Source organism: Dactylosporangium thailandense (assembly GCF_059739745.1).
This window is the reverse complement of sequence record NZ_AP029195.1, coordinates 7887035-7905227: the sequence shown is the minus strand read 5'-3', so window position 1 is coordinate 7905227 and position 18193 is coordinate 7887035. Positions and strand designations below refer to the sequence as shown.

General features: G+C 72.8%; 16 protein-coding genes. 8 read left to right on the top strand and 8 right to left on the bottom strand.

The window, feature by feature from the left end; translation table 11 throughout:
• Nucleotides 1–4: 4 nt before the first annotated feature.
• From AC6JBM_RS35105 to AC6JBM_RS35095, 3 genes are read left to right on the top strand one after another with little or no spacing between them, the layout of a single operon-like run.
• On the top strand, nucleotides 5–142 hold the full coding sequence (locus tag AC6JBM_RS35105; RefSeq protein WP_497978256.1) for a hypothetical protein: 138 nt from the start codon (nucleotides 5–7) through the stop codon (nucleotides 140–142).
• A complete protein-coding gene (locus AC6JBM_RS35100) occupies nucleotides 139–1500 on the top strand; it encodes an FAD-dependent oxidoreductase (RefSeq protein ID WP_497978255.1) in 1362 nt (453 codons plus the stop codon). Before AC6JBM_RS35105 ends, AC6JBM_RS35100 begins: the two co-directional genes overlap by 4 nt.
• Nucleotides 1497–1928: a GNAT family N-acetyltransferase gene (locus AC6JBM_RS35095; RefSeq protein WP_497978254.1), complete on the top strand. Its 432-nt coding sequence runs from the start codon at nucleotides 1497–1499 to the stop codon at nucleotides 1926–1928. Before AC6JBM_RS35100 ends, AC6JBM_RS35095 begins: the two co-directional genes overlap by 4 nt.
• 194 nt (nucleotides 1929–2122) lie before the next feature.
• Here the strand turns inward: AC6JBM_RS35095 and msrB are convergent, their stop codons facing one another.
• Nucleotides 2123–2530 carry a peptide-methionine (R)-S-oxide reductase MsrB gene (gene msrB, locus AC6JBM_RS35090; RefSeq protein WP_350621728.1) on the bottom strand — a complete coding sequence of 136 codons (408 nt, stop codon included), beginning with the start codon at nucleotides 2528–2530 and terminating at the stop codon, nucleotides 2123–2125.
• 199 nt (nucleotides 2531–2729) lie between these two features.
• Nucleotides 2730–3473, bottom strand: a complete 744-nt coding sequence (locus tag AC6JBM_RS35085) for a TetR/AcrR family transcriptional regulator (protein WP_497978253.1) — start codon at nucleotides 3471–3473, stop codon at nucleotides 2730–2732.
• A gap of 79 nt (nucleotides 3474–3552) precedes the next feature.
• On the opposite strand from AC6JBM_RS35085, the gene AC6JBM_RS35080 reads away from it, so the two are divergent.
• The 5 genes from AC6JBM_RS35080 (at nucleotide 3553) to ligD (ending at nucleotide 9334) form a co-directional block, all read left to right on the top strand.
• Nucleotides 3553–5067: an MDR family MFS transporter gene (locus AC6JBM_RS35080; RefSeq protein ID WP_497978252.1), complete on the top strand. Its 1515-nt coding sequence runs from the start codon at nucleotides 3553–3555 to the stop codon at nucleotides 5065–5067.
• Nucleotides 5060–5662: an NADPH-dependent FMN reductase gene (locus AC6JBM_RS35075; RefSeq protein WP_497978251.1), complete on the top strand. Its 603-nt coding sequence runs from the start codon at nucleotides 5060–5062 to the stop codon at nucleotides 5660–5662. Before AC6JBM_RS35080 ends, AC6JBM_RS35075 begins: the two co-directional genes overlap by 8 nt.
• A gap of 14 nt (nucleotides 5663–5676) precedes the next feature.
• On the top strand, nucleotides 5677–6426 hold the full coding sequence (locus AC6JBM_RS35070) for an SDR family oxidoreductase (RefSeq protein WP_497978250.1): 750 nt from the start codon (nucleotides 5677–5679) through the stop codon (nucleotides 6424–6426).
• Between the two features lie 364 nt (nucleotides 6427–6790).
• The gene (locus tag AC6JBM_RS35065; RefSeq protein WP_497978249.1) at nucleotides 6791–7945 is read left to right on the top strand and encodes a hypothetical protein; all 1155 of its coding nucleotides are present in this window, start codon (nucleotides 6791–6793) and stop codon (nucleotides 7943–7945) included.
• Nucleotides 7946–8320: 375 nt separating this feature from the next.
• Entirely contained in the window at nucleotides 8321–9334 is a 1014-nt protein-coding gene (gene ligD / locus AC6JBM_RS35060; RefSeq protein ID WP_350621732.1) for a non-homologous end-joining DNA ligase, read from the top strand.
• 613 nt (nucleotides 9335–9947) lie between these two features.
• Here the strand turns inward: ligD and AC6JBM_RS35055 are convergent.
• The 6 genes from AC6JBM_RS35055 to AC6JBM_RS35030 all read right to left on the bottom strand — a co-directional run bounded on the left by AC6JBM_RS35055 (nucleotide 9948) and on the right by AC6JBM_RS35030 (nucleotide 18193).
• The gene (locus AC6JBM_RS35055; protein ID WP_497978248.1) at nucleotides 9948–11501 is read right to left on the bottom strand and encodes an alpha/beta hydrolase; all 1554 of its coding nucleotides are present in this window, start codon (nucleotides 11499–11501) and stop codon (nucleotides 9948–9950) included.
• Nucleotides 11502–11599: 98 nt separating this feature from the next.
• Nucleotides 11600–12718, bottom strand: a complete 1119-nt coding sequence (locus tag AC6JBM_RS35050; RefSeq protein ID WP_497978247.1) for an ATP-dependent DNA ligase — start codon at nucleotides 12716–12718, stop codon at nucleotides 11600–11602.
• Between the two features lie 33 nt (nucleotides 12719–12751).
• Complete coding sequence (locus AC6JBM_RS35045) at nucleotides 12752–13639, bottom strand: DNA-3-methyladenine glycosylase family protein (RefSeq protein ID WP_497978246.1); 888 nt, start codon at nucleotides 13637–13639, stop codon at nucleotides 12752–12754.
• The gene (locus AC6JBM_RS35040; RefSeq protein WP_497978245.1) at nucleotides 13636–14577 is read right to left on the bottom strand and encodes a hypothetical protein; all 942 of its coding nucleotides are present in this window, start codon (nucleotides 14575–14577) and stop codon (nucleotides 13636–13638) included. The genes AC6JBM_RS35045 and AC6JBM_RS35040 overlap by 4 nt, the downstream gene beginning before the upstream one ends.
• Nucleotides 14574–17051, bottom strand: a complete 2478-nt coding sequence (locus tag AC6JBM_RS35035; RefSeq protein ID WP_497978244.1) for an AAA family ATPase — start codon at nucleotides 17049–17051, stop codon at nucleotides 14574–14576. Before AC6JBM_RS35035 ends, AC6JBM_RS35040 begins: the two co-directional genes overlap by 4 nt.
• Nucleotides 17048–18193 carry an exonuclease SbcCD subunit D gene (locus tag AC6JBM_RS35030; RefSeq protein WP_497978243.1) on the bottom strand — a complete coding sequence of 382 codons (1146 nt, stop codon included), beginning with the start codon at nucleotides 18191–18193 and terminating at the stop codon, nucleotides 17048–17050. Before AC6JBM_RS35030 ends, AC6JBM_RS35035 begins: the two co-directional genes overlap by 4 nt.

The following is an 18193-nucleotide window of genomic DNA, read 5'->3' as shown; positions in this document are numbered from 1 at the left end:
TCCCATGCTTCGACTGCGCCCGATGACCCAGGAAGAGCTCGACGCCCGCCTGCCGGTGCTCCACCGGGACTACGCGGACGACGAGCTGCGCTCCGGCCGCGACCGGCCCGAGACGGTGCACGCGAACGTGGCGGCGCCGTGACCACGCGTCTGGTGGTGATCGGCGGCGACGCGGCCGGGATGAGCGCCGCCTCCCAGGCCCGGCGGCGGCGCCCGGCCGACGACCTCGCCATCGTGGCCTTCGAGCGCGGCCGGCACGTGTCCTACTCGGCCTGCGGCATCCCGTACCTGGTGGCCGGCGACGTCGCCACCTCGGACGACCTGGTGGCCCGGCGCCCCGCCGACTTCGCCCGCATGGACATCGACCTGCGCCTGTCCTCGACCGTGGCCGGGATCGACGTCGACCGGCGCTCGGTGCTGGTGCGCGGCCCGGACGGGGAGTACCGGGAGCCGTTCGACCAGCTCGTCATCGCCACCGGCGGCGTGCCCGCGCGGCCCGACGTGCCCGGGGCGCTGTCGCTGGGCATCCACGGGGTGCAGACGCTCGAGGACGGGATTCGGCTGCTCGGGTACCTCGACCGCCACGGGCCGAAGCGGGCCGTGGTCGTCGGCGGCGGGTACATCGGCCTCGAGATGGCCGAGGCGATGCTCAAGCACGGGCTCGAGGTCACGCTGGTCGACGCGGCCGACCAGCCGATGCGCACCCTCGACCCCGACATGGGCGGGCTCGTCGCCGACGCGCTGCTGGCCGAGGGCGTGACCCTGCGCCTGGGCGAGCGGCTCGAGGGCTTCGCCAGCCACGCGGGGCGGGTCACCGCGGTGCACACCAGCGGCGGCGAGATCCCGGCCGACCTGGTCATCCTCGGCCTCGGCACCCGCCCCGACAGCGACCTCGCCCGGGCCGCGGGCCTCGGCATCGGCGAGACCGGGGGCATCCGCACCGACCGGCGGATGCGGACCTCGGCCGACGGGATCTGGGCGGCCGGGGACTGCGTCGAGACGTTCCACCTCGTCTCGCAGCGGCCGGTGGCGATCGCGCTCGGCACGCACGCCAACAAGCAGGGGCGCGCCGTGGGGATCAACATCGGGGGCGGTTACGCGACCTTTCCGGGTGTCGTCGGTACGGCCGTGTCGAAACTCTGCGACACCGAGGTCGCCCGGACCGGGCTGTCCACCGCCGAGGCCGCCGCGGCCGGGTTCTCCTCGTTCGGCGTGGTCACCGAGTCGACGACCCGCGCGGGATACTTCCCGGGCGCGCGGAAGATCAAAACCAAGATCATCGCCGAACGTACGACGGGCCGCCTGCTCGGCGCCCAGATCGTCGGCGAGGAGGGCGCGGCCAAGCGGATCGACGCGCTCGCGGTGGCGCTCTGGCACGGCATGACCGTCGAGGAGATGACCTCGCTGGACCTGTCCTACGCGCCGCCGTTCGCGCCGGTCTGGGACCCGGTGCTCATCGCGGCACGCAAGGCGGCCGAGGCGCTAGGTTCGTTCTCGTGATCTTCAGCTCCGCCTTCGCGTCCCTGTCGGCCCACGACCTGTACCGCATCCTGAAGCTGCGCTGCGACGTGTTCGTCGTGGAGCAGCACTGTCCGTATCCGGAGCTGGACGGCCGGGACACCGAGCCGGAGACGGTGCACCTGTGGATGGACGCACCCGACGGGACGGTGGCGGCCTATCTGCGGGTGCTGTCGGAGCCCTCCGGTGACGCCCGCATCGGCCGGGTCGTCACCGCGGCGGCGTCGCGCGGGCAGGGGCTGGCCGGGGTGCTGCTCGGGGCGGCCCTGGAGCGCATCGGCCCGGACCGCCCCGCCGTGCTCGACGCCCAGACGGTGGCGACCGGGCTGTACTCGCGCCACGGCTTCACGGTGACCGGGCCGGCCTACGACGAGGACGGCATCGAGCACGTGCCGATGCGCCGGGCTTGACGGGCTGCTTTTCGCGCCCCGTCTTTTTTTCGCGCCGCGTCATTTCTTCGCGCCGCGTCGTTTCTTCACGCCGCGTCGTTTCTTCACGCCGCGTCGTTTCTTCACGCCGCGTCGTTTCTTCACGCCCCGGCTCCCGGTGATCGGGCCGGCCTTCGACGAGGGCGGCATCGAGCAGGTGCCGATGCCGCCGGCCGTCAGGGCTTCGGCTCCAGCTTGATGGACAGCGAGTTCACGCAGTGGCGCGTGTTCTTGTCCGTCATGCGCTCACCGCGGAACACGTGCCCGAGGTGCGAGTCACACCGCGCACACCGGATCTCGGTGCGCACCATGCCGTGACTGCGGTCCTCGATCTCCTTGACGGTGCCGGGGATGGAATCGTCGAAGCTCGGCCAGCCGCAGTGCGAGTCGAACTTGGTGTCGCTGGCGAACAGCTGCGCGCCGCAGGCACGGCAGTGGTACGTGCCCTCGGTCTTCGTGTTCACGTACTCCCCGCTGAACGGTGCCTCGGTGCCGGCGAGCCGCAGGACCCGGAACTCGTCCGGGGTGAGCCGGACCTTCCATTCGGCGTCGCTCGTGGGCAGGGTGACGAGTGGCTCAGTCATGCCTCAACGGTAGGCCGCCCGCGTTCCCGCGACCATTACGGCCCGCGAACGCCGTTCGCTCCGCTCCTCGCGACTTTGGCCGCCTCCGTCTCCTTGCCGAGCCTCGGCCTTTCGTGGCTTCCTGCCTTCTCCGGCCTCGGTCCTTCGTGGGGCTGCGTCGATGGTGGTCCCAGCCCACCCCGGGTTTGACGCCGGAGTCTTACCCCGTCGCCGTGTCGGGTAGGGCGGCGGCGATGCCGTTGAGCACATGGTTGAGGCCGTATTGGAAGCGTACGTCGGGTGATAGGTGGGAAAGCCGTCCCTCGCGGATGGTGCGGTTGAACAACGGATACTGCTCGGACTCGACGACGTGTCCGACGTACGGTCCGACGTACTGGGCCATCCACTGCTTGCGGTTCATACCGGTGTGCCGGGCGTGGTCGAGCCAGCCGATCTCGTCGCGGACCGCGCTGGCGACGTAGTCGCCGACCATGCCGCAGAGGCTGGTCATCTCGTCGATGTGCAGGCCGAACCCGTCGAGTGCGCTGAGCGCGAAGTCGTAGACCCGCAGCGAGTTGGGGCCGAGGGTGGGGCGCCGGGCAAGCGTCGCCTGCCAGGGATGGCGCAGACCGACCGCGCGGGTCTGGTGTGCCACCAGCGAGAGGTCAGCGCGCCAGTCACCGCTGGGCCGCCCGGGCAGTTCGATCTCGCCGACCACCGCGTCGAGCATGAGGTCGATCAGGTCGTCGCGCTTGGGCACGTACCGGTACAGCGACATGGCGCCGGTGCCCAACTCCTGGGCGACCCGGCGCATGGTCGCGGCGTCCAGCCCCTCGCGGTCGGCGACGTCGACGGCGGCCTGGGTGATCTGGGCCCGGCTGTACCCGGGCCGGCGGCCCGGCCCGGACCGCTCGACGTTCTCCGGGCGCATCCAGATGCTGACCTGAGCCTCGGCGGCGGACATCACACCTTCCTTTCTTGCGTACATGGTACTCGAAAAGCTAGCGTCATTTCGAGTACAACGTACGCGATTGGAGTCGATCATGAGTCGATCTTTCTATGTGGGCATGGTCGGAGTAATCCTCGGCATGATCACGGCCCCACCGGACGGCATGATGCTCGGGCCCGCGCTGCCGGTCATCGTGGGTGACCTCGGCGGCCTGGAGCACTTCTCCTGGGTCGTGACGGCCTACCTGGTCGCCATGGCCACCTCGACACCGATCTGGGGCAAGCTCGGCGACCTGTACGGCCGCAAGTGGGCGTACCTGGCCGCGATCACCCTGTTCCTGCTCGGGTCCGGACTGTCCGGCGCGGCGCAGAACATGACCCAGCTCATCGGCTTCCGGGCAGTGCAGGGCCTTGGCGGTGGCGGCCTCATGGTCGGCGCCCTCGCACTCATCGCCGAACTGGTGCCGCCACGCCAGAGCGGCCGGCTCATGGGCCTGTTCGGCGCGATGATGCCCGTCGCCTTCATCGCCGGCCCCCTGCTCGGCGGCCTGTTCGCCGACCACCTGAGCTGGCGGTGGGCCTTCTCCATCAACATCCCGCTCGGCGTCGCCGCCGTGCTGCTCATCGCCACCGCCATTCCGGCCGCGCCCCGACGGACCAAGACCCGCATCGACGTCCTGGGCGTCGTCCTACTCGCCACCGCGCTGGTCGCGTTGAGCCTGCTGGCGAGTTGGGCCGGCAGTCAGTACGCCTGGATCTCGGCGCCGATCGCCGCGCTCGCCGTGGTGAGCCTCGCCGCTCTGGCGGCCTTCGTTGCCGTCGAGCGACGCGTGGCCGAGCCGGTCGTCCCGCTGCGGCTGTACGGCAACCGCAACTTCACCCTTGCCCAGATCCTGCGGCTGCTCGCCGGCGCCGGGATGATGGTCTTTGCCACCTTCCTGCCGCAGTACCTGCAACTCGCCAGGGGCGTCTCCGCGACCGCGAGCGGCATGCTGATCCTGCCAGCGATGCTCGGCATGGTCCTCGTGCTGATCGTCAGCGGCCAGCTCATCAGCCGCACCGGCCGCTACCGCGCGTATCCGATCCTCGGCGGCACGCTGCTGGCCGGCGGGATGCTCGTGCTGCTCGCACTTGGGCCGGACACCGACGTCGCGCTCGCGTCGGCGCTGACGCTGTTCGCCGGCGCCGGCGTGGGCCTGCTGATGCAGAGCACCACGATCGTCACCATCAACAGCGCACCGCCGCGTGACATGGGCGCGGCCAGCGGCTCGGTCACGCTGTGGCACACCATGGGCGCCTCGCTCGGCGCCGCCGCGCTCGGCGCCCTCTACACCAACCGCCTGCACCACACGCTCGACGACCGGCTCGGCGCCGCCGACGCCGGCCAGATCATCTCCGGCGGCAAGCTGACCGCCAGCGTCGTCCGCCGGCTCCCGGCCGCCACCCAGGACGCGGTACACGCCGCGGTCACCAGCGGCGTCCACGCCATCGCCCTCGCCGGCGCGGCCCTCGGCGCGGTCGCGTTCGCGCTTGCCTGGCCCATCCGCGAAACACCGCTACGGAACGACCGTCCCACACCTACCCCCGTTCTGCAGGAGACTCATGTCTGACCACCGACTACAGCTGGCCGTCATCCTCGGCAGCATCCGAGACGGACGCATCGGCCCGACCGTCGCCAACTGGTTCGCCGGCGAGGCCGATCGCCGCGACGACGTCCTGGTCGACCGCGTCGACCTGGCCGACGTGCCGATCGGCTCGGCCGCACCGACAATGACACCCCCGCGCGAGGTGTTGGCGGCGCTGCGCGAGCTGACCCCGCGCTTCGACGCCGCCGACGCGTTCGTCGTGGTGACCCCGGAGTACAACCGCAGCTATCCAGCCGGGCTGAAGAACATCATCGACTGGCACAACACCCAGTTCCACGCCAAACCCGTGGCGTTCGTGTCCTACGGCGGGATCTCCGGCGGCCTGCGCGCGGTCGAGCACCTGCGTGCCGTCTTCACCGAGTTGCACGCTGTCACCACCCGAGACACGGTCAGCTTCCACAACGTGTGGGAACAATTCGACGGCGACGGCAGGCCCAAAGACCCGCAGCGACCCGCCGCCGCAGCCGAGACCCTCCTCGACCAGGTGGCCTGGTGGGCGCGGGCCCTCAAGCACGCCAGAGCTACCACCCCCTACCGGACGCTGAACACGGCGCGATGAGCAGGGAGGCGAACATGACGACACTCGCCGGGAAGACGGCGCTGGTCACCGGTGGCAGCCGAGGAATCGGCCGGGCCATCGCCAAACGCCTCGGACGTGACGGCGCCCGCGTCGCCGTGCACTACGGCAACAACGAAGTGGCGGCGAAGGAAACCGCCGCCGCGATCGAGGCCGCCGGCGGCCAGGCGTTCACCATCCAAGCCCGACTCGGCGTGCCGGGCGACGCCGAGACGCTGTGGGCCGCATTCGACGCCCAAGCCGACGGCCTTGACATCCTCATCAACAACGCCGGAATCCTTGGCGACCAAGCCGAAATCCAGGACGTCACCGGCAGCAACTTCGACCACGTCTTCGCGGTCAACACCCGGGCGCCGTTCTTCATCAGCCAACACGGGCTGCGACGACTGCGCGACGGCGGCAGGATCATCAACATCGGCACGATGCTGAGCCACGGCTCCGCCATGCCCAGATCGATCACCTACGCCATGTCCAAAGGAGCGCTCGACGTCCTCACCCAGATGCTCGCCAAGCAACTCGGCCCACGCGGCATCACCGTCAACACCGTGGCTCCCGGCGTCATCGACACCGACATGCACGAGGGACGGCTCGTCGGCGACGCTCTGGCCTGGCTGTCATCCCTGTCACCAATGGGCCGAATCGGAACGCCTGAGGACGTCGCCGACACGGCAGCTTTCCTTGCCTCGGACGACAGCCGTTGGGTGACCGGCCAATGGATCGACATCAGCGGCGGCACGCTGCTGTAGCGAGCCGCGCAACCACGACCTGATTGAGATCATCGCCAGAAGCACGCTCAACCGCGAAACAGGCAGGGCCTCGGCCAGCGCCGAGGCCCTGTGCCACTGCCGAACAAGATCCACGGGTGAGACACGGCGTTCCTGGACAACTTGACAGATCACATAACGGATCCCGTGCCTTCTCCGGCCTCGGTCCTTCGTGGCTTCGCTCTCCTGCGGCTCCGCTCTTCCGCGGTCGTGTTCCCTTGCGGCTCGGCCTTTTGTGGCGAGATGCCCGAATCGTCCGCGCGCCTGGCTCGTTGGCCCACCCGAAAGCCACGATTCGGACTTTTGTGGTGCAACGGGCGATTTGGCTTTGGGGGTCGGTTCGACGATGAGGCTGCTATACAAGGCTGTCGCGCTGGGCGCGGTGGGCGCCGCGGGCGTGACGTCCCTGGCGAGCGCCGCCGAGGCCGCGTCGACCCAGCCCCCGGACCTGCGCACCACGGACGCCGCCGCCGGCACCCTGCAGCTGGTGGAGACGCCGTTGTCCGCCGCGGAGCGCTCGGCACTCTCGGTGACGGAGGACCAGGACCTCCCGACGGCGACGAACACGGCCTGGCACGGCTCATCCGGCGCGGCCGGTGCTTCCGGGGGCGGCTCCGGCGTGTCCGACACTTCCGGCCACGGCTCGTCGTCGCCTTCGGGCTACGGCGACACGTCGGCCTCCGGCTACGGCGACACGTCCGCGAACGCCGCCGGCCACGGCGACACGGACGCGAACGCCGCCGGCTACGGCGCGGGCCGCCACTCTCGCACCTGGAACGGCGACACCCCGACCCACGGCTCCACGAACGCCTCGGACAACGGCTACGGCACCGGCACCGGCGGCTGGGGCAGCGGTGGCTGGGGCAACGGCCACGGTGGGCAGGGGAGCGGGGGCCACGGCAACGGCTCCGGGCACGGCAGCGGCAACGGCTCCGGGCACGGCAGCAGCGGCGGCTACGGCGGCGGCCCGGGCGGAACGCACACCGGCGGCGGGCACGGCCAGGGCAACAACCACGGGAACGGGCCGACCACCGGGGGCGGCAGCGGTCAGGGCAACGGCGGCCCCACGACGGGTGGCAACGGCGGCCCGGGCGGCAGCGGCCAGGGCAACGGCGGCCCGGCCACCGGCGGCAACGGCGGCCCGGGCGGCAGCGGCCAGGGCAACGGCGGCCCGACCAACGGCGGAGGCTCGGGCACCGGCGTGAGCCCGGCCGGCGCCGGCGGCGTCGCCGGCACCCCGGCGGGCGGCGCGGGCGTCACCTCGGTCGGCCAGCTGCCGGTCACCGGCCCGTCCTCGTCGATGATGACCACGATCGGGTTCGCCTTCATCATCGGCGGCGCCGGAGTGCTCTACCTGACGCGCCTCGGCGGCGATCCCGACGACGAGCGCGGCTCGACCCGCGTCCCGGGCCCGCGCAACCGCCGCCGCTCGGCCGGCGACGACCTGCAGCCGACGGGCGGCCGCCGTCCCCGGCCGCAGCCTTCCCGCCGCGGTCGCTGACCATCCAGCCTCAACCCCCGGTGCGCGGCGGACGACCTCGTCCGCCGCGCACGCATTTCCCGGCCCGCGCTCCGGCCACCGACCGCGCACGTCCCCACGCTCGCCGGCCACGTCGGCGCCCGCGTTGCGTCCCGCTTTTCCGCGTCCGGTTCCTCCTCCGCGTCGCCTGTTCTGCGCGCCGCCTCGTTCCGCATCCGGTTCCGCCTCCGTGTCGTCCCGCCTCCGTGGGCCGTCTCGCTTTCGTCTGCGGTTTCGCGAGGTCCGGCAAACCCACCCCCGTCCTCGGCGTGTGGACCTGGTGCCGGGCCGGTGAACCGGGGCTTCGCGGTGGCGTGGTGGCCGCGCGGCCGGCCGGTGCGGCGTAAGGTCCTTGGCATGGCCGATGCGCTTGAGGTCGAGGTCGCGGGGCGGGCTGTGCGGCTCACGAGCCCGGATCGGGTCGTGTTCCCCGAGCGGGGGTTCACGAAGCGGGACGTGTTCGAGTACTACCTGGCCGTCGGCGACGGGATCATGCGCGCGCTCGGCGATCGGCCCACCACGCTGCAGCGGTTCCCCGAGGGGATCGACGGCGAGGCGTTCTTTCAGAAGCGGGTGCCGGCTCGTGGGGTACCGGCGTGGATTGAAAAAGCGCAGATCGCCTTCCCCAGCGGGCGCAAGGCCGACGAGCTCTGCCCGGCCGATCTCGCGCATGTGGCGTGGGCGGCCCAGATGGGCACCATCGTGTTTCACCCCTGGCCGGTGCGCAAGGGCCACGTGGATCACCCCGACGAGCTGCGCATCGACCTCGATCCGCAGCCCGGCACCGGCTTCGGCAACGCGGCCGAGGTGGCCGGCGTGCTCAAGGGCGTGCTCGACGAGCTCGGGTTCATCGGGTGGCCGAAGACATCCGGGGGCCGGGGCCTGCACGTGTACGTCCGGATCAAGCCCCAATGGACGTTCGTCGAGGCCCGCCGCGCGGTGATCGCCCTGGCCCGTGAGGTGGAGCGCCGGGCGCCCGAGCGCGCGACGACCAAGTGGTGGAAGGAGGAGCGCGGCGAGCGGGTGTTCATCGACTTCAACCAGATGGCCCGCGACCGCACCATCGCCTGCGCGTACTCCCTGCGCGCCAACCCCCGCGCCACCGCCTCGACCCCGCTGCGCTGGGAGGAGCTCGGCGACGTCGAGCCGGACGACTTCGACCTGCGCACGGTCCCGGCCCGCCTGGCCTCACTCGGCGACCCGCACGCGGCCATCAACGACGTCTCCCACGACATCTCCGAGCTGCTCGAATGGTCCGAGCGGGACGCGGCCAACGGCGAGGGCGACATGCCGTACCCGCCCGAGTACCCGAAAATGGAAGGCGAACCGATGCGCGTCCAGCCGAGCCGCGCGCGCAAACAGGACGCCTGACCGCCCCACCCGCCGCGACTCCCGGTCGCCGCACCCAGCACCGCCGACTCGCCCGCACCCGCACGGCGACCGGCCCCGGCTCTGAACCCAGCACCGCCGACTCGCCCGCACCCGCACGGCGACCGGCCCCGGCTCTGAACCCAGCACCGCCGACTCGCCCGCACCCGCACGGCGACCGGCCCCGGCCTGACTCGCCCGCTGCCGCGGCTCTTGCGGGCGCGACTCCCGTACGCCTTCGGCCGCTCTCGGCACTTCCGTGGCCCGCACTCCAGCCACGGCCTCAAAGCCGTACGCAGGCACGATGCCGTACGCAGGCACGATGCCGTACGCAGGCACGATGCCATACGCAGGCACGATGCCATACGCAGGCACGATGCCTGCCCAGGCGCGACCGCCAGCGACCGGCCGTGGTCCGCAGCCGCCACCGGGGAACGCACCTCGGAGAGCGCGGCGCCATGATCAGCCGGCCTCGAAAGCCGCATAAGCGACTTGCCGCCTGTCAGGCGAAAAGTCCGAAAAGTCGCGGCGCGGAGCGCCCGACTTTTCGTGCCCAAAGCGAACCGCCCCGCCTCCCGAAGTCGTGGGAGGCGGGGCGGGCACCGGTGGTCGAGTGCTACTTCTCGCAGGTCGTGCCCGCGCCGGGCACCTTCAGGTCGATCAGGTAGCGGTTCACGGCGTCGATGATGCAGCCGGTCTGCGGGTACGCGGTGTGGCCCTCGCCCTTCCAGGTCACCAGCGTGCCGACGCCGAGCATCTTGGCCAGGGCGGGGGCCTGCTCGTAGGGCGTGGCCGGGTCGCCCAGGGTGCCGATCACCACGATCGGGGCCGAGCCGGTGGCGGGGCCCTTCGGGTACGGGTCGCGCTTGCCCGGCCACTGGGCGCAGATGAGGTTCAGGGCCAGGGCGCCACCGAAGAGCGGGTACTTCTGGCGCCACTGTGCCTGCAGCGCGCGGTCCTGCTCCACCGTCGGGGTGTCGTCGGAGTCGGCGCAGTTGACGGCCGAGTTGGCGTCGAACATGTTCGAGTAGTGGCCGTCCGCGTCGCGCTCGGCGTAGGCGTCGGCCAGCTGGAACATCTTGGCCGGCTTGCCGTTGCGCAGGTCGTTCATGGCCTGGGCGAGCAGGCGCCAGGACGACTCGCTGTAGAGCGACGACACGACCGCCGTGAACACCCAGCCCGACGTCGCCTTGCGGCCGCCGGCGCCCGTGACCGGGCTGGTGCGCGCGTCCGCGATCGCCTTCATCACCACCGCGCGCGCGTCCGGGCCGATCGGGCAGGACGAGGCGTTGTCCGTGCACCACTTGCTGAAGTTCGTGAACGCCAGCTCGAAGCCGGCCGCCTGCTTCTCCGCCGACTGCTGCGTCGACTGGGTCGGGTCGACCGCGCCGTCGAGCACGAGGGCGCGCACCTTCTTCGGGAACAGCTGGGCGTACACCGCGCCGAGCAGCGTCCCGTAGCTGTACCCGAGGTAGGTCAGCTGCGGCTCGCCGACGGAGGCCCGCAGCGCGTCGAGGTCGCGGGCGGCCTGCTCGGTGGAGAACAGCGGCAGCTGGTCGCCGTATTTGTCGCCGCAGCTCTGCGCCAGCTTGCGGGTCAGCGTGACGAAGCTCTGGTAGCCCTCGTCGCTGATCGGGTCGGGATCGATGCCGAAGTTCTGGTCGAGGTCGGCGTCGGAGAAGCACTTGACCGGCGAGGAGCGCCCGACGCCGCGCGGGTCGAAGCCGATGATGTCGAAGCGGCGCACGATCTCGGCCGGGAGGTACACCGAGCGATACACGCCGTAGTCGAACCCGGAGCCGCCCGGGCCGCCCGGGTTGATGAACAGCGAGCCGACCCGGTCGCGCTGGGTGGTGGAGCGGCCGCGGACCATGGCGATGTCGTAGGTCCCCGAGTCCTTCGGGTTGTTCCAGTCCCGCGGCACCTTCACCGTCGCGCAGCTGAACTGCACGTTCTGCGGCGGGGTGGGGAAGATGCCCTTGTACGCGTCCGGGCACGGCTGCCAGTCCGCGGCCGGGATGTCGAGCCCGCCCGACTTGCTCGCGTTCTCGCCCGCGGCGCCCGACGGCCCGGCCGAGGCCTTGGTGAGCGGCCGCCCCGAGGTCGGCGTCGTGAACTGCGTGCCCGAGGTGCACCCGGCGGTGAGCGAGGCGGCAAGGAGCAGCGCCACGAACCGCCGCACCGAAGTGCGGGAGGGCGAGGTGCGGGAGTCGGGAGCCAGGGAACCAAGGGCGCGAGGAAGCAGGGTGCGCAGGGCGGAGGAGAAGGTCACGGACGGCCCGCCAGGACGGACTCGACGTCGAAGCGGATGGGGCGGTCCAGCTGCTCGTAGGTGCACGACAGCGGGTCGCGGTCCGGGCGCCAGCGTTTGAACTGGGCGGTGTGGCGGAAGCGGTCGCCCTCCATGGCGTCGTAGCCGACCTCGACCACGAGCTGCGGGCGCAGCGGCACGAACGACAGGTCCTTCTTGCCCGTCCAGCGGCTCACGCCGCCCGGCAGGCGGGTCGCGGCGTCGCCCGCGGGGACCGACTCCAGGCTCTGCGCCGCGGAGCCGGGGGCCTGGCCGGCCCAGTTCCACGGGTGGTCGACGATGTTCTCGCGGTATTCGGCCAGCTCCTCGACCAGCTCGGCCCGCCGTTCGCGGGTGAAGGAGGCGGCGACGCCCACGTGGTGCAGCCGGCCCTCCTCGTCGTAGAGCCCCAGCAGCAGCGATCCCACGATCGGCCCGTCCTTGTGCCAGCGGAACCCCGCCACGACGGCGTCCGCCGTGCGGGAGTGCTTGATCTTGAACATGGTGCGCTTGCCCGGCTCGTAGAGGCCGTCGGCCGGCTTGGCGATGACCCCGTCGAGGCCCGCCCCCTCGAAGCGCTCGAACCAGTCCTGGGCCACGGTCGCGTCGGTCGTCACCGGGGTCACGTGCATCGGGGGCTTCACCCCGTCGAGGGCCTCGGTGAGGCGGGCGCGGCGGGCCGAATACCCCTTCCCGGTCAGGTCCTCGTCGCCCAGCGCGAGCAGGTCGAAGGCGACGAACGAGGCCGGCGTCTGCTCGGCGAGGAGCCTCACCCGCGAGGCGGCGGGGTGGATGCGCTGGCCGAGCAGCTCGAAGTCGAGGCGGGGCTCGCCGGTGTCGCGGCGGATCACGATGATCTCGCCGTCGACCACGCAGCGGGGCGGGAACTGGGCCCGGACCTGCTCGACGACCTCGGGAAAATACCTGGTCAGCGTCTTGCCGCCGCGGCTGGCGAGCTCGACCTCGTCACCGTCGCGGAACACGATGCAGCGGAACCCGTCCCACTTCGGCTCGTAGCTCATGCCGGGCGCGCTGGGCAGGCTGGGAATGCTCTTGGCGAGCATCGGCTCGACTGGCGGCAGGACTGGCAGCTCCACGAGCCCAAGTCAACCACACAGGTACGACAAGTTTCAGAACCGAGCGAACGACCGCAGCGGCATCCGCGGCCCGAACCGGGGCGCCCCGATCCCGGCGCGCGCGATCAGACCGCAGACCCGCCCGCGGTGCGGCGCGAAGGGGGCGAGCAGCGACAGCATGTGCTCGTCGCTGCCGCGCGCCACCCCGGTCAGCGCGAAGGTGACGTGGTTCTTGATGTGGTAGTCGCCGACGGAGACCTGGTCGGCGTCGCCATATGCCGCCCGGGTCACCTCCGCCGCCGTCCACGGCCCGATCCCGGCGATGCTCACCAGCCGCGCCGTGCAGCTCGCCGCGTCCGCGCAGCGCTCCAGCGCGGCCGCCTGCGCCGCGGCCCGCCGCAGCGTGTCGGCGCGCTTCTGCTCGACCCCGAGCGGGTGGAAGGCCCAGTACGGGGTCGCCGCGACCACCTCGGGCTCGGGCGGCAGGTAGAGCCCCGCGCGCGGCCCGGGTGCGGGCTCGGACAGCTTGCGCAGGATGCGCACGTATCCGGCGTGCGCCTCCTTGCCGGTCACTTTCTGCCCGAGGATCGCGGGCACGAGATGGTGGAAGACCCGGCCGGTCGCGCCGAAGCGCAGCCCGGCGTGCTCGCGGGCGAGGCGGTGCACGACGGGGTGGACGCGGGCGAGCTCGGCGAACCCCGTGACGTCGTCGCGCAGGCCGGCGATCGCGTCCGCGCGCTCGAGGAGCCAGGAAGCGCCCGGACCGAACGCCTCGAACACGAGATCATCGCCCTGGAGATCGAACGCGATCGTCCCGGGGCCGAGCGGCGTGCGGGTCGCGAACCAGGCCGAACGGTGCGAGATGGCCATGGTCGGGTCGCCCTGGATGAGCGCGAGGCCCCGGAAGGTGCCCGCGAGGTCGTACCGCGGTGGAACCTTCACGCCGCGGCCCGGGACAGGGCCCGGTGCAGCAGACGGGCATCGCCGAGCATGGCGCGCAGCTTACGCTCCAGACCCGCGATCGGCACCAGGTTCTGCGGCGCCCTCGGGTCCTTGTACGCCTGCGACGCGAACCGGGGCAGGGTGACCGCCGACAGGTGGGCGAGGGCCACCGCGGCGGCGGGCGTGAGGTCGGCCGAGCACTCCGCCCGCACGATCCCGGACCAGGGCGCTCCGGCGGGCCCGGGCAGGCGCAGGTACCAGGCAAAACGGTTCCACGACGTGCCCAGCACGAACACGGGCGTGCGCTGCCCGCCCCGCAGCGCGGTGACCACGGCGGTCAGCTCGGGCGGCAGGTACTCGACCCGGTGCGTCTTGATGTACCCGAGCGCCCGGGGCAGGTGCGCCCGCTCCTGCAGCGGCCCGTCGACGATGAGCAGGTCGTCGTCGGTGCGCTCCTCGCCGGAGACGCCCACCTCGAGCGCCCGCATGTGCCGCTGCACGCCGAGCGCGAGGTCCTTCGGCTCGCCGCGGGAAACGCGCCGGAAGGGGTACCGGATGCTGCCCGCGACCACCGGCGGCACGTGCCCGGCGGAGGTGAACAGCCCCCGCTCGATGCGGGCGGTGGCGATCCGCGCGGCGCCCCGGTCCAGCTCGCAGCAGACCACCCCGGCGGCGTAGGAGGCGGCGACGCCCGGGTGCGTGGTCCCCTCGTCGTCGGTGATCCAGACTCGCGCGTCGATGCGCTGCACCCCGTCGACGATGAGCACGGTGCCGGGCGCCGCGAGGCCGGGCGGCGGATCGATCGGTCGCCAGGCGTCCGCGGGCAGCTCGGCATCGGGCTGGATCTGCGCCGTGCTCTGCGCCTGCGGCCCCGCGGTCTCGGTCGCCTCGAAGGAGAGCCCGTACGCGGGGTCCCAGGCGTCCACGTGCAGCTTCACAGGCCCACCCGCTCGATCCGGGCCGTCCGCGCGTCGCGGCGGACCTCGAAGCGCACGGGAATCCGCTCGGCCAGCGCCCCCACGTGGGTCACGACGCCCACCATCCGGTCGCCGCGCGCGGCCAGGTTCTCCAGCGTCACCGCGACGGTGTCGAGGGTGGCCGTGTCCAGGGTGCCGAAGCCCTCGTCGAGCACGATCGACTCCAGGCTCGCCGACGCCGCCGACAACCCCGCGAGCTGCTCGGACAGCGCCAGCGCGAGGGCCAGCGAGGCCTGGAACGTCTCGCCGCCGGACAGGGTGCGCACGGCCCGGCGCAGGCCCGCGTCGTGGTGGTCCACGACGAAGAACTCGCCCTTCTCGTGGCCGAGGTCGTACTGCCCCGACGACAGCTCCCGCAGCGTGCGCGACGCCCCCTCGACGAGCGTGTCGAGCGCCTCGGCGAGCAGCCAGCGCTCGAACCGGTCCGCCCGAAGGTGCTGGGCGAGGGCCTTGGCGACCTGCGCCTCGCGGGCCATCTCGTCGCGCTGCTCGCGCATCCGGGCCGCGTCCGCGCGCCGCTCCTCGATCCGGCGCCGGGCCGCGTCCGCGCGCTCGAGCGCGACCGCGGCGTCGCGGGCCGGGTCGCCGCCCGGCGCGGGCAGCCCGGCCCCGGTGAACCGCGCGGCGAGCTCGTCGCGGATGCCGGACACGCGGCGCTCGGCCTCGCTCACCTCGTCCAGCGCGGCCTGGCGCCCGGCCCGGCGCCGGCCCGCCTCGCCGGCCGCCCAGGCCTGCAGGGTCGACCAGGCGTCGGCCAGATCGTCCCGGTTCGCCGGCGGCGGCCCGAACGCGGCCAGCCCGTCGCGGGCCCCGTCGAAGCCGCGCCAGGCGCTGCGCAGCCGCTCCTCGGCCCGGTCGGCCTGCCCGGCGGCGTTGCGCTGGGCCTCGCGGGCCTTGCGGACCTCGGCGCCCGCCTTCTCCAGGCCGCGGGTCAGCGCGGCGATGCCGTCGAGGTCGCGCTGCAGCGCCTCGGGCGCGGGCGCGTCCCGCAGCGCGGCATCGAGCTCGCCGAGCCGCTGCTCGAGCTGCTGCGCGTGGGCCCGCGCGGTCGCGAGCGCCCGGTCGAGCTCCCGCGCCGAGCGGTCCCGGTCCTCCACGGCCTTGTCCGCGGCGGTCGAGCGCTTGCGGGCCAGCTCGCCGGCCTTCTTCGCCGCGACCACGGCGGGCTCGTGCGGCTGGTCGGGCAGCTTGTGCACGGTCTGCTCGCAGACCGGGCAGGCCTCGCCGACGTGCAGCCCCGGCCGCAGCGCGACGGCCTGGTCGGCGGCCATGGCGGCGTTGTAGGCCTCGAACGCGGCCTCCAGCGCGAGCCGGGCCTTGGCCGCGTCCGCGCGCGCGGACTCCAGGGCCGCCGCGGCCTTGCCGTGCTCCGCCTCCGCGCCCGCCAGCGTCGCGCGCACGGTGGACGCCTCGGTGAGCAGGCGCGAGCGGGCCGCGTGGTGGTCGAGCAGCCGGCGCAGCGCCGTCGCGTCCCCGGCCGACTGCAGCTCCCCGCGCAGCTTCTCCTCGCGCTCCTCCGCGGCCCGGGCGGCATCCATCGCCCCGGTGACCGCGGCGCGCGCGGTGGCGGCGGCCGCGGCGAGGCCGGTCGCGTCGGCGGGCACCGCCACCGAGGAGAGGCGGGCGATCTCCGCGTCCAGCGTGGCCAGGGCGGTCGCGGCGGTCGCGGCGAGCCTCCCGGCGTCGGCGAGGCGGGGCGCGATGGCGTCGACGGCGGCGGCCACCCCGCGCAGCGCCTCGACCCGGGCCTCGGCCGTGGCCAGGGCGGCGTCGTCGATGTCGGCGAGGGCGTGGAGCTGGTCGTCGAGCACCTTGAGCTTGGCCTCGGCGGTGGTGCCCTCGGCCTGCGCCCGCTCGCGGATCTTGCCGTACACCTCCAGCCCGAGCAGATTCACCAGGATCTTCTGCCGCTCGGCGGGCTTGGCGTGCAGGAACGCGGCGAACTCGCCCTGGGGCAGCACCACGCACTTCGTGAACTGCTCGTAGGGCAGCCCGACGACGGTCAGCACGGCGGTGTCGACCTCGCCCGGGGTCCCGGCGAGGACCTCGGCGATGTCGTCCTGCTCGAGCCCGAACTCCAGCTTGCCCAGGTCGAGCCCGGGTGCCAGCATCTCCAGCCCGGCGTGCTTGGTGGTCACGGCGCCCTTGGCGTCCCGGCGCACGACGCGGGTGAGGACGTAGCGCTTGCCGGCCGACTCGAAGATCAGCCGCACCCGGGCCTCGGCCGCCGACGGTGCGAGGGCGTTGGCGATCGCGCGCCGGTCGCCCCAGCGGGGCACGGTGCCGTACAACGCGAAACAGATGGCGTCGAGCACCGTCGACTTGCCCGAGCCGGTCGGCCCGACCAGCGCGAAGAAGTCCGTGTCGGTGAAGTCGACCGTGGTGGGCTCGCGGAACACGGTGAACCCGTCGAGATCCAGGCGGACCGGCCTCATGAGTGCATCACCTCGTCGTGCAGCCGGTGGAACAGGTTCACGGTCGCCTCGTCGGCGTGGCCGCGCTGGCCGAGGTAGTCGGCGAACAGCTCGCCCGCGGAGCGGCCCGCGCGCGGCGCCTCGCCCCGCCCGGCGCCCGGGCCCGGCAGCAGCTTCGGGTCGATGCGCACCTCGAGCGCCTTGGGCAGCAGCTCCTGCACCTCCTCGCGCAGGCCGGCGCGGGGGGCCTCCTGGACGTACACCCGCAGCCAGGCGTCGCCCGTGTCCAATGTGGACAACTGGGCGAGGGTGCCCCGCACGGTGCGCAGGGGCGTCGCGACCGGCAGCGGGATCTCGCGCACCCGCGCGGCGGTGCTCGGGGTGAGGTCGACGACCGCGACGGAGACGATGTTCTCCTCCTCGCCGAAGTCGATCGGCAGCGGGCTGCCGCTGTAGCGGATCGGGCAGGGGCCGGCGACGGGCTGCGGGCGGTGCAGGTGGCCCAGTGCCGCGTAGTGCACGGAGGACGGGAAGACGGACGCCGGGACCGCGTACCCCATGATCGTGTGCGCCTCCCGCTCGCCGCCGCCCATCGTCGCGCCGATGACGGTCAGATGGGCGGTCAGCAGGTTCACGGTGTCGTCGCCGAAGCCCTTGGCGAGCCGCGCGATGAGGTCGCCGATGTAGCCGGCGTAGGACTGCGTCATCTCGGCCGCGGAGAGCTCGAACATCTCGCTCGCGCGCACGGCGTAGCGCTGGGAGAGGAACGGCAGCGCGATGAGCCGCCACTGCTCGCCGTTGCCGCAGACGCCGGACAGCAGGTGCTCCTCGGGCCGCCCGATCGCGCCGCGGATGGTGATCCCGGCGGCGTCGGCCCACGGGCGCAGCGCGTCGAGGGCGTTGCCGTTGTCGTGGTTGCCGCCGATGACCACCACGTCGGCGCCGGTCCGGCGCAGCGCCGAGAGGCCACGGGTCACGATCTTCGTGGCGTCGGCGGTCGGGGTCGCGGTGTCGTAGAGGTCACCGGCGACGATCACCAGGTCGGGGCGCTCGGCCTTGGCGACGTCCACGAGCCCGTTGATGGCCGCGATGTGGTCGGGGCCCCGGGACTGTCCTTTGAGGACCTTGCCGACGTGCCAGTCCGAGGTGTGCAGGATCCGCAA

Coding starts and splice junctions, on each gene's coding strand:
- AC6JBM_RS35105 (WP_497978256.1), top strand. CDS start 5: ATGCTTCGACTGCGCCCGATGACCCAGGAAGAGCTCGACGCCCGCCTG.
- msrB (WP_350621728.1), bottom strand. CDS start 2,530: ATGACTGAGCCACTCGTCACCCTGCCCACGAGCGACGCCGAATGGAAG.
- AC6JBM_RS35085 (WP_497978253.1), bottom strand. CDS start 3,473: ATGTCCGCCGCCGAGGCTCAGGTCAGCATCTGGATGCGCCCGGAGAAC.
- AC6JBM_RS35080 (WP_497978252.1), top strand. CDS start 3,553: ATGAGTCGATCTTTCTATGTGGGCATGGTCGGAGTAATCCTCGGCATG.
- AC6JBM_RS35075 (WP_497978251.1), top strand. CDS start 5,060: ATGTCTGACCACCGACTACAGCTGGCCGTCATCCTCGGCAGCATCCGA.
- AC6JBM_RS35070 (WP_497978250.1), top strand. CDS start 5,677: ATGACGACACTCGCCGGGAAGACGGCGCTGGTCACCGGTGGCAGCCGA.
- AC6JBM_RS35065 (WP_497978249.1), top strand. CDS start 6,791: ATGAGGCTGCTATACAAGGCTGTCGCGCTGGGCGCGGTGGGCGCCGCG.
- ligD (WP_350621732.1), top strand. CDS start 8,321: ATGGCCGATGCGCTTGAGGTCGAGGTCGCGGGGCGGGCTGTGCGGCTC.
- AC6JBM_RS35035 (WP_497978244.1), bottom strand. CDS start 17,051: ATGAGGCCGGTCCGCCTGGATCTCGACGGGTTCACCGTGTTCCGCGAG.